Raw genomic sequence first — 14331 nt, 5'->3', positions numbered from 1 at the left:
GGCCGGGGGCTCTTCAGCGTTGTCAGAACTCGACGGGGATCTCGATCAGCGTCGGCCGGTCGCGGTCGAACGCCGCCGCGAGCGCGTCGGGCAGTTCGTCGGCGGCGTCCTCGAACGCGATCCGCCGCGCGGCGGCGCCGAAGCTCTCCGCCATGTCGACGAAGTCCGGGTTCTCGATGTCGGTGGCCATCGTCCGGCCGTAGTCCCGGCGCTGGACGTCCTCCAAGATGTCGTAGGAGTCGTCGTTACAGAGCACGATCGGGACGCCGAGGTCGTACTGCACCGCGGTCGCGAGGTCGCCGATCGTGAACAGCGAGCCGCCGTCGCCGACCAGCGACACCACCTGTCGGTCCGTCCCGATCGCGGCGCCGAACGCGGCGGGCGGGCTGAACCCCAACGTCCCGAACCCACGCGGGAAGAGGAACGACCGCGGCGCGCCGGTCGGGAACCGCGTCCGCGCGGCGTAGCTCACCTTCGTCATGTCGTTGACGACGACCGCGTCGTCGTCGAGCGCCTCCCGCAGCACCGCGAGCAGGTGGAGGCGGTCGTCCTCGTCGCCGACCGACAGCGGTTCGGGCCCGGCGTCGTCGGCCTCGGTCGGGCCGTCGTAGGAGGGCCCGCGCTCGCGCACTCGCTCGGTGAGCGCGTCGAGCGTCGCACCCGCGTCGCCGACGATCCCCAGCGCCGTCTCGTGGTTGTTCCCGACGTTCGTCGGGTCGATATCGATGTGGATCAGCCCGTCCGGGAAGGGCGTATCGCCCGTGTCCTGTGCGCTGAGCTCCGTGCCGACCGCGAGCACGAGATCCCGGCTCGCGACGAACTCGGCCGCGGGCTCGTGGCCCAGCGCCGTCGCGACACAGCAGTCGTGGTCGGCGGGGACGACGCCTTTCCCGGCAGCGGTCGTGATCACGGGGATATTCGTCTCCTCGACGAACGCTCGCACCGAGTCGGCGGCGTCGACGGTCCCCCCGCCGACGACGAGCAGGGGTCGGTCCGCGTCGGCGAGCAGCTCGGCCGCGTCCGCGACGCGCTCGGTGTCTGGCCCGGGCGGGGCGGCCGGCTCCCGGTCGACCAGTTCGACCGGCTCCGCGCGTTCGAGCACGTCCGTCGGGATCTGGACGTGGACCGGTCGCGGTCGGTGGCGGTCGAGGTAGTCGAACGCATCGGCGATCGTCCCCGGCACGTCCGCGACGCGGTCGACGTGGTAGCTCTCGGCGGCGATCGAATCCATCACACCCTGCTGGTCCTTGAGCTCGTGGAGGTGGCCCTTCCCGCGGTCGGCCTCGTTGGTCGCGTTCGTCGTCGAGATCACCAGCAGCGGCGAGGAGTCGGAGTACGCCTGCCCCACGGCGGTCGCGACGTTGGTGAGCCCGGGACCGGTGATGACGAAGCAGACGCCGACCCGGCCGGTCGCCCGCGCGTAGCCGTCGGCGCCGAACCCCGCCCCCTGCTCGTGGCGGGTGGTGACGTGGTCGATCCCGCTATCGAGCAGCGCGTCGTAGATCTCCAGCGTGTGGACGCCCGGGATGCCGAACGCCACGTCGACCCCCTCGCGTTCGAGCTGTGCGACGACCGCCTCGCCGCCGGTGATCCTGTCCATGTCCCGAGAGACGGTGGAACCACCGTAGTTCTTTCTCCGGACGGCGCCGGGGATACGGAGCTTTTTGCCCCTCCGGCAAGAGTCGCCGCTATGGCCGAGATCGACGCCGGAACGATCCACGCCGCCCTCGCGGACCGGCTGGGGACCGCGCTCCGCGGGGTGATCAGGTACGACGGCGGGGAGTTCGATCACTCCCTCCGGGAGGACGTGGCGGCCCAGTACAGCGACGACGAGATCAGGGCGTTCGTCGACAACAGCATCGTCCACCAGCTCGACGCGCCGACCGTCGAGTCGTCGTTCCGGCTGGGGAGTCTGGAAGCGGTCGTCCGGACGTTCGAGCGCTCGTGGGTGGTCCGGGTCGCCGACGGTCCGAAACAGGGCTGTCTGTTCTCCGTCGAGCGCGATCGCTCGGTGACGATGGCGGCCGTCGAGGACGGGATCGAGATCGTGCAGGACGAGCTCGGCGTCTGAGAAGCGGCGGGCGCGACGACCGACCCTACCGCGGCGTCTGTCGGTAGATCAGGTTCCGCTGGATCTCGTTGGCCCCCTCGTAGATCACGGGGATGCGGGCGTCGCGGTACGCCCGCGCGATCCGGCGGTCCGTGAAGATCGAGCGGCCGCCGTGGAGCTGCATCCCGCGTTCGGCCACGTCGACCGCGACTTCGGTCGACTTCGTCTTCGCCATCGCCGCCCAGTAGCCGGGGTTGTCGTGGTTCTTGACCTTCTCGGCGGCCTGCCAGTTCAGCGCCCGCGCGGCGCGGAACTCCGTCTGCATGTCCGCGAGGATGTGCTGGACCGACTGGAACTCGTTGATGTTGCGGCCGAACCCCTCGCGCTCGTGGACGAACGCTTCTGCCTCCTCGATCGCCGCGGCGGCGATCCCGAGCCCGTGGCCGCCGACGACGACGCGACCGTGGTTGAAGAAGTCCGCGAGCGCGTAGAAGCCGCCGCCCTCGGTGCCGACGAGGTTCTCCTCGGGGATCCGGCAGTCGTCGAACACGATGTGGCCCTGCTTCGAGGCGCGCATCCCCATCTTCTCGGGGATGTGTTCCGCCTCGTACCCCGGGGCGTCCGTGGGGACGATGAACAGCGAGTAGTTGCCGTAGCGGTCGTCGCGGTCGCCGGTCTTGGCGTAGACGGTGAGCCAGTCGGCCTCGACGGCGTTGCCGACCCAGTACTTCTCGCCGTTGAGCACCCACTCGTCGCCGTCTTTCTCGGCGCTGGTGCTCATCCCCGCGAGGTCCGACCCCGTCTCGGGCTCGGACACCGCGAGCCCGGAGATCTGGTCGTTCTGGGCGACGGGACGGAGGTACTGCTCGTGCTGTTCCTCGCTGCCGTACTGTTCGACCAGCTCACAGCCGAAGGAGGCGAGCATCAGCGTCAGCCCGATCCCCGCGTCGGCGCGGTAGAACTCCTCGGCGATCGCGAGGATCTGTTGGATGTCGAACCCGCGGCCGCCGAGCTCCTCGGGCAGGTCGGCGGCGACGAGCCCGGCGTCCATCCCAGCCTCCAGCACGTCCCACGGGTACTCGCCGGCCGCGAACTTCTCGGCGGCGACGGGTTCGATCTCGTCCGCCGCGAACGCTCTGGCCTCGGCTTTCGCCTCGCGTGCGTGCTCGGGGACGATCCCCTCGTCGAGCAGATCCATACCCCACGATAGGCGCGGGCGGGCAAAAAGCCACCCAGAACTGGCCCCCCGTGGTCCGGGGTTTCCGGCTACTCCTCGTCCGACGCTGTGTCCTCGGTACGTTCGTCCACGGTGTCCCCTTCGCGGCCGTCGCCCTCAGCCGCGGCGTCGCCCTCGACCCCCGCGCCGTCGTCACTCTCGCGGTCGTCGGAGCCCGACTCCTCGTCGTCGGCACCGACGCTCCCCCCGGTGAGTCGGTCGCTCGCCGCGTCGCCGGCGTCGTGCGGCGAGGAGAGGGCGGCGCCGCCCAGTCGCGTCTCGTCCGCGTCGTCGCTCACGCCGAGCGCGCTGTCGCCCTCCCGATCGTCGTCGAGCGCCGGGCGGGTCGAGCCGGCCTCCTCGGTCACGCTCTCGCCGGCGGCGGCGGGCTCCCGATCCAGCGCCGGCTCTTTGTCGGGGGCCTGATCCGAGCCTTCCGTCTCGCCGTCCGACGGCTCCTCGCCCGCCGAGAGTTCGGTCGGTTCGTCCTCGCGAGCGACCGCACGGACGCTCTCGGCGTCGCTGGCGGCGCGGGCACTCGGCTGGTCGCGATCGATCGACGCCACGTCGTCCTCGCGGAGTCGTTCTCGGACGGCGTCGCGTTCGACGGTGCCGGAGACGGTCCGGGGGAGCTCCTCGGCGATCCCGATCGTCCGCGGGAGCTTGAACCCGGCGAGGCGCTCGCGCAGGTGGGCTTCGAGGTCGTCGATATCCACGCCGTCGTCGGTGGGGACGAGCAGCGCGGCGACCTTCTCGCCCCACTCCTCGTCGTCCAGCCCGACGACGGCGGCGTCCTCGACGGATTCGTGGCTCCGGATCGCCTCGACGACCTCGCCGGGGTCGACGTTCTCCCCGCCGGTGAGGATGCGGTCGTCGAGCCTGTTCAGCACGTACAGCCGCCCGTCCTCGTCCTGATACCCCACGTCGCCCGTGTGGAGCCCGTGGGCGCCGATCGCCTCGCCCGTCGCCGCGGGGTCGTCGTAGTAGCCCGGCGTCACGGTCGGCCCGCGGACCACCAGCTCGCCCGACTCGCCGGGCTCGACCGGGGTGCCCGCGGAGTCGACGACGGTCACGTCGGTCCAGAGCAGCGGCCGGCCGACGGTGTCTGGGTGGTCGTACGCCTCCTCGTGGCGCGCGGTCGCGACCTGCGAGGCGGTCTCGGTCATCCCGTACGTCGGGCAGATCGGCACGGAGTAGTCCCGGCAGCGCTCGATCAGCTCCTCGGGGCAGGGCGCGCCGCCGACGAGCGCGAACCGGAGCCCGTCGGGCAGCGTGCCGCGGGCTTCGAGCATCCGGCGCAGCATCGTCGGCACCAGCGAGATGCAGGTGGCGTCGTACTCGCGCAGGTCGTCGACGGTGCCGCCGGGGTCGAACGACTCGCGGACGATCACCGTCGTCCCGTACAGCGTCGAACGGAGGACCGGCGCGATCCCGCCCATGTGGTGGAGTGAGAGCGGGACGAGCCAGCGGTCCGTGGGGTCGATCCCCAGCCGGAACGCGCTGGCGGTGGCGCTCGACAGGAGGTTCCCCGTCGTCAGCTGCACCGCCTTCGCCTCGCCGGTCGTCCCCGACGTGAACAGCAGGAGTTGGGTGTCCTCGCGCTCCCACGTCGCCGGGGTGAACGCCCCGGGTTCGGCGTCCGAAAGCGGCGTCGCGTCGTGCCAGTCGGCCTCGTCGATCGTGAACACTGGGAGCCACGGCTCGGCGCCCTCGACGGCGCCGCGGACCTGTGACTCCGTGTCGGCGTCACAGACGACCGCGTCCACGTCGGCGCGGTCGAAGCGGTCGGCCAGCTCCGGCGGCGTGAACTCCGGCGGGAGCGGCACCAACACCGCCCCCAGCCGCATCGCGGCGTGGATCAAACAGACCTCCTCGACGCCGGTCTCCATCACCGCAGCCAGGTGGTCGCCCTCGGCGACCCCCAGCGCGGCGAGCCGGCCCGCCATCTCCTCGACGGTCTCGTCGAGGGTCGCGTACGTCCACGCGTTGCCCGAACTCGCGTTGACGAGGGCCTCCCGGTCGGGCGTGCTCCGCGCCCGGTGGGCCAGCCAGTCGTGCATGGTCACTGAAGAGGACTGCTGGTACTTCCCTCTTGGCACATCCCGCCGGCAGGTGGTTCGCGACGCATCCGCGACCGCGTTCGGCGAACGGCGCCGCCCCGACGACGAGACCGGCGAGCGTTCGAAAACACACGACGGAGTTACGAACCGGCCGTCTTAACAGTTCGGACGAGTGACACGCTGCGGCGGCGAGAAAAAAGCTCGACCGAGTGATCGATCAGTCGCCGTGGCCCTTGCTCTTGCCCTTCCCGTTCCCCTTGCCCTTCCCGGGTCCTTTGCCGCTCTTGCCCGGAACGCCGGGACCGGCGCGGGGGCCCTTGTAGTTCGTGTCGGGGTCGTAGCCGCCGAACAGGCGGTACCAGTCGTCGAAGTTCGCCGTCGTCGGGAGGCTCGCGCGGTCGGCGAGGTTCGACGACTCGTCGATCACGCGCCCGCTGCCGAGTCGGAGATCCGTCGCCAGCCCCGCGGCGACGGCGTCGAGGTTCGCGCGGTGCTCGGCGGGCACGTCGCCGCCCAGCAGGACGACGCCGCCGCCGTCGGCGACGAACTCCTGCAGCGCGGTGAGCTCCTCGTCGGTGAACGGCTCGGCGGGCGCGGCGATCAGGATCGCGCGGCCGCGCTCCAGCAGGTCGCCGGTGAGGTCGTTCACCTGTTCGAAGCCGAGGTCGACGCCTTCGAGGTAGCGCAGGTAGTCGGCGGCGTCCTCCGCGCCGATCGAGCGGTCGGCGCCGAACTGGCCGTGGCCGCCGTCGATCAGCACGTCGCCCTCGCGGTCGGTGAGCCGGTCGAGCAGGCTGGTGAGGAACGCGTAGTTGCCGTACTCGCTCACGTCGCCGGGGAACTCCTCGTCCTCGAACTGCTCGTCGACGAGCGTCGATCCCGCCATCGCGACGCGGGCGTGCTGGTCGATCCCCACGAGCGGCACGTCGCCGTCGTACGTCAGGTCGGCGTCCTGCTGGGTCGCGGTCGGCGACGCCGCGACGGGCACGCGCTTGGCGTCGATCTCCCCGGCAGTGGTCCGGACGCTGGCCGCGTAGGGCGCGTACAGCTGCGTCACCTCGCCGTTGCGGATCGTCGGCGAGGCGTCGGGGTCGCTCTCTTCCCAGAGGCGCAGCCCCTCCTCGCGGGCGGCGAACTCCTCTTTCAGGAAGCTGTCGTGCTGGCCGAAGCCGGAGTCGTAGACGCGGGCGTACCCCTCGCGGACCGCGGCGCGGTTGTAGGGGTACTCGTAGCTCCCGTCGCCGTCCTCGTCAACGTCGATGTACGCGAGCAGCCGGCCGAAGTCGCCCCGGAGCGGCTCCTCGTCGTCGAAGCGGATCGAGACCGTTTGGTCGCCGAGTTTCTCCCACGCGAACGCGCTCGCGTCGTCGCCCCGGTCCTTGAGGTAGGCCTCGTCGTTCAGCCCCTCCCACTCGGCGAGGTTCTCCTCGGTACTGCCCGTCTCCGGCGTGTCGATCCCGAGGATGCGGACCGTGTCGACCCAGCCGTTATCGAACTGCACGTCGACGGTGTCGCCGTCGGCCACGTCGATCACGTCCACCTCGTACTGCTTGCCTTTCTCGAGGTCGGGCGGGGCGATCCCCGGCCGGTCGGCGAAGTAGTCGAACGCGTCGGTGTTGAACTGGTCGGTCGTCGGGACGAACTGAATCCCGTCGTTGTTCTCCTCGTCGATCACTTGGTCGTCGTTGAACCGGAAGCCGAGGTCGAGCGCCGACGCGATCTCGTTGAGGTTGTCCGTGGCGTCGTAGTTGCCGAAGTCGGACTGATCGAACAGCAGCAGCGTGCCGCCGTCGTCGACGAACGTCTCGAGCGCGTCGAGCTCGTCGTCGGTGAACGCGACCGAGGGCGAGGTGACGATCGCCGCGTCCGCGTCGGGCAGCGCGCCGGCGAGGTCCGTCGTCGCGTCGACCTCGTACCCGTTGTCCTCGGCGTAGCTACTGAACTGCGAGAAGCTGCCGCTGTCGTAGAACTGGCCGTGGCCGTCGTCGAACGCCACCGCCGAGCCGTCGGCCTCGGCGTCGAGGACGTTCAGCACGAACTCCTCGTTGCCGAAGCCGAACGCCGACCCGTTGTCGACGATCGGCGCGCCGAAGCCGACCACGCCGCCGTCGCTGCTGACCAGCGGGATGTCGCCGTCGTCCGGGTAGATTACGGCGTCGTCGTCGCCGTCCTCGTCCACGTTGGTCGCCGTCTCGGCCGCCCAGACCGCTACCAGCGAGTCGTCCTCCAGCGGCTCGCCGTCGGCGTTCAACTGGCTCGCCGTCGAGTCGAACACCAGCGAGTCGATCTCTCCCGTCGCCGCGAGCGCGCTCGTGCTCACGCCGACGCTCCCGAGCAGTGCACCGGCCGCCGCCGTCTTCAGGAGTGCCCGTCGTCGCATGCGGGTCGACGTGCTGAACGGTTCTGCATAAATCGGTCGGTAGCTAACCGAATATATACACTTCCGAGGGTTACGTGAAGGTATATACCTCCTGCACCAACTCAGTGCTCCACGAACTCCACCAACACGCCCGCGGTGTCCCGCGGGTGGAGGAACGCGATGTCGTGGCCCCACGCGCCCGGTCGGGGCTCGTCGTCGATCGTCTCGACGCCGAGGTCGCGGGCGTGGGCGAGCGCCGCGGCCGCGTCGTCGGTCGCGAACGCGACGTGATGGAGCCCCGGCCCGTCTTCCGCGACGTAGTCGGCGATAGTGCTCGTGTCGTCGAGCGGTTCGATCACCTCGACGTACCCGTTGCCCAGATCGAGGAAGACGAACCGCATCCCCCGGTCCTCATCGGTCTCCTCGTGGACGGTCTCGGCGCCCAACAGATCGCTGAACAGCGCGGCGGTCTCGGCGGCGTCGTCGGTCGCGACGCCCGCGTGGTCGAACTCCATGGACGGGGGTGAGAGCGCGTGGGGCAAAAGCGTGGGTCGTCGACGGCGCGGTTCGCGTGGCGCTGCCGCCGACACGATTATGCCCCCGGCAGAACGAACGTTCAGCCATGCAGACCTCCACTACCGAGACGATCGCGGGCGAGGAGATCGCGGAGACGCTGGGCACCGTCCGGGGGAACACCGTCCGGGCGCGGAACGTCGGCCGGGACTTCACCCAGAGCCTGCGGAACCTGATCGGCGGCGAGATGAAGGCGTACACCGAGCTGCTGTCGGACTCCCGCGAGCAGGCCGAGGAGCGCATGGTCGAGGAGGCCGAGGAGATGGGCGCCGACGCCGTCGTCGGGATGCGCTTCGAGACCTCCGAGATCGCCGGCACGGGCGCGGAGATGCTGGCCTACGGGACTGCGGTGACGCTGGAGTAGCACGCTTTCGGCGACGGTCCGACCCCGATCGGTAAAACACACATCGTAGCCACCGTTACTGTCAAATATCCGTCTCCCGTTTGCCAACACGTCAGCGGATCCCCGCTGACGAAGGCAGCCCCCGAACGAGGCGAGTGGTCGGTGTGGCTCGACCACTCGCCTGCTCCCCACCCTACTCCCCTTTTCGATCAGACCGAGACGCCCTGCTGGTACTCGCCGAACACGTCGCGGAACACGTTACAGACTTCGCCGACAGTTGCTTTCGCTTTCACGGCGTCGACGATGTACGGCATCACGTTCTCCTCGCCCTCCGCGGCCGCCGCGAGGTCGTCCAGCGCCGCCTCGACGGCGTCGTCGTCGCGCCGCTCGCGGAGTTCCTCCAACTGGTCGATCTGTCGCTGCTCGTCCTCCTCGTCGACCGACTCCAGATCCATCTCGGGCTCGGCGTCCTCGACCTCGAACTCGTTGACGCCGACGATGACCCGCTCGCCCTCCTCGATCTCCTCCTGACGGTCGAACGCGACTTCCTGAATCTGCCGCTGGACCCACTGCTCCTCGATCGCGCCGCGCATCCCGCCGCGCTCGTCGACCTCGTCCATGATCTCGAACGCCTCCTCCTCGATGTCGTCGGTCAGACTCTCGACGTAGTAGCTACCCGCCAGCGGGTCGATCGTGTCGGCGGCGCCGGACTCGTGAGCGAGAATCTGCTGGGTCCGGAGCGCGGTCCGGACCGACTCCTCGGTGGGTAGCGCCAGCGCCTCGTCCTTCCCGTTGGTGTGGAGGCTCTGGGTGCCGCCGAGCACCGCGGCGAGCGCCTGATAGGAGACGCGGACGACGTTGTTCTCGATCTGCTGGGCGGTCAGCGTCGAGCCGCCGGTCTGGGTGTGGAACTTCAGCTGCTTCGACTTGGGGTTCTCCGCGTCGAAGCGCTCCTCCATGATCTGGGCCCACATCCGGCGGGCGGCCCGGAACTTCGCGGCCTCCTCGAAGATGTTGTTGTGGGCGTTGAAGAAGAAGCTGAGCTGCGGCGCGAACTCGTCCACGTCGAGGCCGGCGTCGATCGCCGCCTCGACGTATTCGATCCCGTTGCCGAGCGTGAACGCGACCTCCTGCGCCGCCGTCGAGCCGGCCTCGCGGATGTGGTAGCCGGAGATGGAGATGGTGTTGAACTTCGGCGTCTCCTCGGCGCAGAACTCGAAGATGTCCGTGATCAGCCGCATCGACGACTCCGGCGGGTAGATGTACGTGTTCCGCGCGGCGTACTCTTTCAGGATGTCGTTCTGGATGGTCCCGCGCAGCTCCTCGCGGTCGACGCCCTGCTCGTCACCGACCGCGATGTACAGCGCGAGCAGCACGCTCGCGGGCGCGTTGATCGTCATCGACGTCGACACCTCGTCGAGCGGGATCCCGTCGAAGACGGTCTTCATGTCCTCGATGGAGTCGATCGCGACCCCCGAGCGCCCGACCTCGCCCTGGGCCATGTCGGCGTCGGAGTCGTGGCCCATCTGTGTGGGCAGGTCAAAGGCCATCGAGAGCCCGGTCTGTCCCTGATCGAGCAGGTAGTGGAAGCGCTCGTTGGTCTCGGCGGCGGTCCCCATCCCGGCGTACTGCCGCATCGTCCAGAGCCGGCCGCGGTGCATCGTCGAGTAGACGCCGCGGGTGTACGGCTCCTCGCCCGGGAAGCCGATCTCGTCCTCGTAGTCCTTGTCGGCGATGTCGTCGGGGGTGTACAGCGGCTTGACCGCCTGCCCCCCGGTGTCGGTGGTGAACTCCTCCTTGCGCTCGCCGAAGCGCTCGACGGTGGGGCCGTAGGTCTCCTCCTCCCAGCTCTCCTTCCCCTCGCGGATCGCCGCGAGGTCCTCGTCGTCGAACATGCCCCGAACTGGGGGCGGTTCGGACTTGAAGGGTAGGGAGACGCCGACGCCCCCGGGCGGCGCCGACTCCGGAGTCACCTGCCTTTATCGGCGATCGGACCAACAGCGGAGTATGGCGATCATCGACACCGCGTTCAGTATGCTCCACGTCCTGTTCGCCGGGATCTGGGCCGGGACGACAGTGTTCTACGCGTGGCGGATCCACCCGCTGCTCTCCGACGGCGACATCGGCGTCACCTCGGCAATGTCGATCACGACCGGCCTCCGCTGGCTGACCCGGATCGGCGCCGTCGTGTTCGTCGTCACCGGCGGCCACATGGCGGCGACGGGCTACCCGGACGGCGCGCTGTTCAGCACCAGCACCGGCCACGCCGTTCTCGGCATGCTCGCGCTCTGGCTGGTCGTCACCGGCCTGCTCGAAGCGTCGATCGGCAAGATTCAGGACTCGCTCGGCGACGGGAAGATCCAGACCGCCGGCCGCGAGAACCAGACGCTGATCCGGCTGGCGGCGACGTTCTCGGTGCTGCTGCTGCTGCTCGGCGGCTTCCTCGCGCGACCGCTGGTCTGATCGGGCCGCCACAGGCGGTTCGCCGGACCAAACGCTTACTTCTCCGCCGGCGAACCGACGCGCATGGATCTGGAGACCGTCGAACGATACGTCCGCGCCACGGGCGCGAGCCACAGCGAGATCCAGTCGGAGATGGCAGAGTACGCCGACGAGCACGGGTTCCCGATCATCGGCCCCGACGCGGGCGCGGTCCTGCGCATGCTCGCGCGCCTGACCGACGCCGAACGCGTGTTCGAGTTCGGCTCGGGCTACGGCTACAGCGCCTCGTGGTTCCTCGACGGCGGCGCCGACGAGGTGGTGCTCACGGAGATCGACGAGGACGAACTCGACATGGCCCGAACGTTCCTCGACCGCGCCGGCGACGCCGACCGCGCCCACTTCGAACACGGCGACGCGCTGGAGACCGTCGACGCGTACGAGGGCCCGTTCGACGTGGTGCTGATCGACCACGACAAGCCGCGGTACGACCAAGGGTTCGACAAGGCGCGAGAGAAAGTTCCCGAAGGAGGCGTGATCGTCGCCGACAACATGACCCGCGGGCCGATCGACCTCGACGCGCTGACGGCCTACTTCGCCGACGACGAACCGCTGCCGGAGGACGCCAGCGACGGCACCGAGGGGATCGCGAACTACGTCGAGCACGTCCGGGCCGACCCGGCGTTCGAGTCGTTCGTCCTCCCCGTCGGCTCGGGGCTCTGCCTGAGTACACGGGTCGCCGAGCGTTAAACGTCCGTCGCGCTCTCGGCGTCGACGTGCTCGCGGGGCATCAGGTCCGCGAAGCGCTGGTCGGCCAGCCACTCGGCCAACTGGATCAGCTCGTCGCAGGCCGCCTCGAAGATGCGTTCACCCTTCTCGGCGCTGGCGTCGGTGGGGTCGCCGAACGCGCCGTTCGCGGAGTTCTCGATCGTGTCGTAGTGGATCCGGGCGCCGTGCCGGCTGTGGCCGGCGCTCCCGAGGTCCTGTAGCCCGCCGTCGCGGGCGTTCTCGAACTCCGCTTCCTTCACCGTCTCCGGCGCGAGGTGGAGGAGCATCGAGGTCTCCTTCGGGCCGGCGTGGGGGCCGTTGGTCTCGAAGACCTCGTTCACCAGCTCGGGGATCGACTCGTCCCACATCCACGGCGTCGCAAACGCCGTCTCGTCCGCGCGGACGCGACGGCCCACTTCTTGCAGGTGCTGTGCGTTCCCGCCGTGGGCGTTCACGAACACCACGCGATCGATCCCGTGGGACGCGAGGTTCCGGGTGAAGTCCTCGACGTAGTTCCGGAAGGAGTCGGGTGACACCCACATCGTGCCGTGGAACTGTCGGTGGTGGTCGCTGACGCCGACGTTGACGGTCGGCGTACAGACGAACCCGGTCCGGTCGGCCGCCGCGCGGGCCAGCCCCTCCGCGATCACGTGATCGGTCGAGAGCGGGAGATGCGGCCCGTGTTGTTCGGTCGAACCCAGCGGCACGAACGCGACGGGGCCGGCGTCGGCTGCCGCGATATCGGGCCACGTCTGGTCGGCGAGGTACATGGAGGAAGCGAGGGGACCGGGGCGCCTAAAGGCTCCCGGGCGCGGCACGCCCCGCTCAGAGCCAGTCCGGCGTGGGTCGGCCGTCGTACGCCTCGATGTGCTGGATCTCCTCGGGCGTCTCGGCGGCGTCGTACGCCTGATACAGCAGGCTAATCGAGTCGTAGAACCCGGTCTGTTCGAGGAGTTCGACCCCGTACTCCGTGACCGCGTAGTACGTCCACGGGAGGTCCCCGCCGGCGTGTTTCTGTTCCTCGTCCTCGAGTTTGACGACGAACGGGCGCTCGCGCTGGGCCATCGCCCGGAGGTGGTCCCGGATCGTGCTGTCCGTCACGTCGGGGTTCCGGACCGCGAGCTCGGCGGGGCTCAGCGACCCCCACTCGGTCGCGAGGATCTGCTGGAGGAGCTTGACCTTCCGCGGTTCGAGGAGGTCCCGCAGGTCCCGGATGCGCTGCTCGTCCGGCGTCCCCTCCCCCGGGGCCACCCCTTCGGCGAGCGGTCCGCTGTCGACGGCCACGCTCCCGTACCCCTCGCCGTCGCCCGGCGTCGCCTGGCCGGCGTTCGGTCCGGTGTCGCTCATACGTCCCGGTTCGCGCCCCGCCGAGAAAAGGGTTGCGACGGCTGTCGCAACACCCACCCGCCGCTCGACAGCCTTTTCCTCGGACCGGGGGTAGCTGCAAGCATGAGTGACGGCGGGGACGTGCCGGACCACCTGTCCGAGGGGCCGACGTTCGACGACCCGGAGTACCTGTTCGGGGAGCGCACCGTCGGGGAGATCGGCGACACCCACGAGGTGATCGCGGACGTGGTGGACCGCCTGCCCGGCGGCTACCGAGACGACTCGGTGCGGTACTTCGTCCTCGGGAACTACGACGACCCCCAGAAGGAACGCCTCCGGACCGCCAAATCGCTGCTGGCGGACCCGCCGCACGTCTCGATCGCGCTGTTGCTCGACGACTTGGACGTGGCGACCGACGACTGGAACAACTTCTACCTCAAGTTCCGCGTCGTGCTCGACCTGACCGACTTCGCGGTCGTCGTCGCCGAGGACAACGACGGCGGCCACGAGCTCGAACTCGGGGAGCTCCCCCTCGACAGCACGTACGTCGCGAAACGCGACTACGCGGACGCCGCTATCGACGAGGATCTGGAGCGGGAGAAGTACGACGCGATGATGGCGAAGCTGTTCGAGCTGCTCGACGCGAACGACCAGCTGGTCGAGTGGCGGAGCCGGCGGGAGTTCGAGCACGCTATCGGCCGGATCGGCGTCTGGACGCTCCCGAACTGACCTGTCAGGGCGTCTCCGGCCGTACCGTCGGTCTCCGGCCCCTTCGCCACGTTTTTGACCTCGCCCCACCGACTCACGTCCATGTTTGGAGGCGGCGGACTCAACCCGCGCAAGATGCAGCAGATGATGAAGCAGATGGGGATCGACGTCGAGGAGCTCGACGCCGAGGAAGTGATCATCCGGACCGGCGACGAGGAGCTCTACTTCGACGGCGCCCAGGTCACCAAGATGGACGCCCAAGGGCAGGAGACCTACCAGATCGTCGGCGAGCCGAACGTCCGTGAGACGGGCAGCGACGAGGCCGAGGCGATCGAAGCGGGCGAGGAGGAGTCCGACGACGAGGGCGGCATCCCCGACGCCGACGTGGAGATCGTCGCCCAGCGTGCGGGCGTCACGGAGTCCACCGCGCGGGAGGTTCTCGAGGAGAACGACGGCGACCTCGCGGCGGCCGTCGATCAGCTGGAGTAG

General features: G+C 69.5%; 14 protein-coding genes. 6 read left to right on the top strand and 8 right to left on the bottom strand.

Annotated features, from left to right (window positions below; genetic code table 11):
• Window positions 1-22 precede the first annotated feature (22 nt).
• Window positions 23-1600 (bottom strand): thiamine pyrophosphate-binding protein, encoded by a 1578-nt coding sequence (locus ACQUSM_RS03955; RefSeq protein WP_435115949.1) that lies wholly within the window; start codon window positions 1598-1600, stop codon window positions 23-25.
• Between the two features lie 90 nt (window positions 1601-1690).
• Between ACQUSM_RS03955 and ACQUSM_RS03950 the strand changes: the two genes are divergently transcribed.
• Window positions 1691-2071, top strand: a complete 381-nt coding sequence (locus tag ACQUSM_RS03950; protein ID WP_435115947.1) for a hypothetical protein — start codon at window positions 1691-1693, stop codon at window positions 2069-2071.
• Window positions 2072-2096: 25 nt separating this feature from the next.
• Here the strand turns inward: ACQUSM_RS03950 and ACQUSM_RS03945 are convergent, their stop codons facing one another.
• The 4 genes from ACQUSM_RS03945 to mce all read right to left on the bottom strand — a co-directional run bounded on the left by ACQUSM_RS03945 (window position 2097) and on the right by mce (window position 8200).
• A complete protein-coding gene (locus ACQUSM_RS03945; RefSeq protein WP_435115945.1) occupies window positions 2097-3248 on the bottom strand; it encodes an acyl-CoA dehydrogenase family protein in 1152 nt (383 codons plus the stop codon).
• Window positions 3249-3316: 68 nt separating this feature from the next.
• Window positions 3317-5326, bottom strand: coding sequence for an AMP-binding protein (locus ACQUSM_RS03940; RefSeq protein WP_435115943.1), 2010 nt, complete (start codon window positions 5324-5326; stop codon window positions 3317-3319).
• A gap of 217 nt (window positions 5327-5543) precedes the next feature.
• The gene (locus ACQUSM_RS03935) at window positions 5544-7706 is read right to left on the bottom strand and encodes a DUF4350 domain-containing protein (RefSeq protein ID WP_435115941.1); all 2163 of its coding nucleotides are present in this window, start codon (window positions 7704-7706) and stop codon (window positions 5544-5546) included.
• A gap of 101 nt (window positions 7707-7807) precedes the next feature.
• Window positions 7808-8200 carry a methylmalonyl-CoA epimerase gene (gene mce, locus ACQUSM_RS03930; RefSeq protein ID WP_435115939.1) on the bottom strand — a complete coding sequence of 131 codons (393 nt, stop codon included), beginning with the start codon at window positions 8198-8200 and terminating at the stop codon, window positions 7808-7810.
• A gap of 107 nt (window positions 8201-8307) precedes the next feature.
• Between mce and ACQUSM_RS03925 the strand changes: the two genes are divergently transcribed.
• Window positions 8308-8622 carry a YbjQ family protein gene (locus ACQUSM_RS03925; RefSeq protein WP_435115937.1) on the top strand — a complete coding sequence of 105 codons (315 nt, stop codon included), beginning with the start codon at window positions 8308-8310 and terminating at the stop codon, window positions 8620-8622.
• 188 nt (window positions 8623-8810) lie between these two features.
• On the opposite strand, the gene ACQUSM_RS03920 is transcribed toward ACQUSM_RS03925, so the two are convergent.
• Window positions 8811-10496, bottom strand: coding sequence for an acyl-CoA mutase large subunit family protein (locus ACQUSM_RS03920; RefSeq protein WP_435115935.1), 1686 nt, complete (start codon window positions 10494-10496; stop codon window positions 8811-8813).
• Between the two features lie 112 nt (window positions 10497-10608).
• On the opposite strand from ACQUSM_RS03920, the gene ACQUSM_RS03915 reads away from it, so the two are divergent.
• Together ACQUSM_RS03915 and ACQUSM_RS03910 are read left to right on the top strand one after the other, a co-directional pair.
• Entirely contained in the window at window positions 10609-11064 is a 456-nt protein-coding gene (locus ACQUSM_RS03915) for a transporter (RefSeq protein ID WP_435115933.1), read from the top strand.
• A gap of 63 nt (window positions 11065-11127) precedes the next feature.
• On the top strand, window positions 11128-11790 hold the full coding sequence (locus ACQUSM_RS03910; RefSeq protein ID WP_435115931.1) for an O-methyltransferase: 663 nt from the start codon (window positions 11128-11130) through the stop codon (window positions 11788-11790).
• Here the strand turns inward: ACQUSM_RS03910 and ACQUSM_RS03905 are convergent.
• Together ACQUSM_RS03905 and ACQUSM_RS03900 are read right to left on the bottom strand one after the other, a co-directional pair.
• Window positions 11787-12578 carry a creatininase family protein gene (locus tag ACQUSM_RS03905; RefSeq protein ID WP_435115929.1) on the bottom strand — a complete coding sequence of 264 codons (792 nt, stop codon included), beginning with the start codon at window positions 12576-12578 and terminating at the stop codon, window positions 11787-11789. The two genes, ACQUSM_RS03910 and ACQUSM_RS03905, sit on opposite strands and share 4 nt — an antisense overlap.
• Window positions 12579-12633: 55 nt before the next feature.
• Complete coding sequence (locus ACQUSM_RS03900; protein WP_435115927.1) at window positions 12634-13155, bottom strand: hypothetical protein; 522 nt, start codon at window positions 13153-13155, stop codon at window positions 12634-12636.
• A 102-nt stretch (window positions 13156-13257) separates the two neighbouring features.
• On the opposite strand from ACQUSM_RS03900, the gene ACQUSM_RS03895 reads away from it, so the two are divergent.
• Together ACQUSM_RS03895 and ACQUSM_RS03890 are read left to right on the top strand one after the other, a co-directional pair.
• The gene (locus tag ACQUSM_RS03895) at window positions 13258-13863 is read left to right on the top strand and encodes a hypothetical protein (protein WP_435115925.1); all 606 of its coding nucleotides are present in this window, start codon (window positions 13258-13260) and stop codon (window positions 13861-13863) included.
• 81 nt (window positions 13864-13944) lie between these two features.
• Window positions 13945-14331: a nascent polypeptide-associated complex protein gene (locus ACQUSM_RS03890; protein WP_435115922.1), complete on the top strand. Its 387-nt coding sequence runs from the start codon at window positions 13945-13947 to the stop codon at window positions 14329-14331.

Origin of the sequence: Halolamina sp. C58 (assembly GCF_051195095.1) — an archaeon.
Lineage (GTDB): Archaea > Halobacteriota > Halobacteria > Halobacteriales > Haloferacaceae > Halolamina.
Note: the sequence above shows the minus strand (reverse complement) of the source record. Positions and strands in the feature narration are given on the sequence as shown.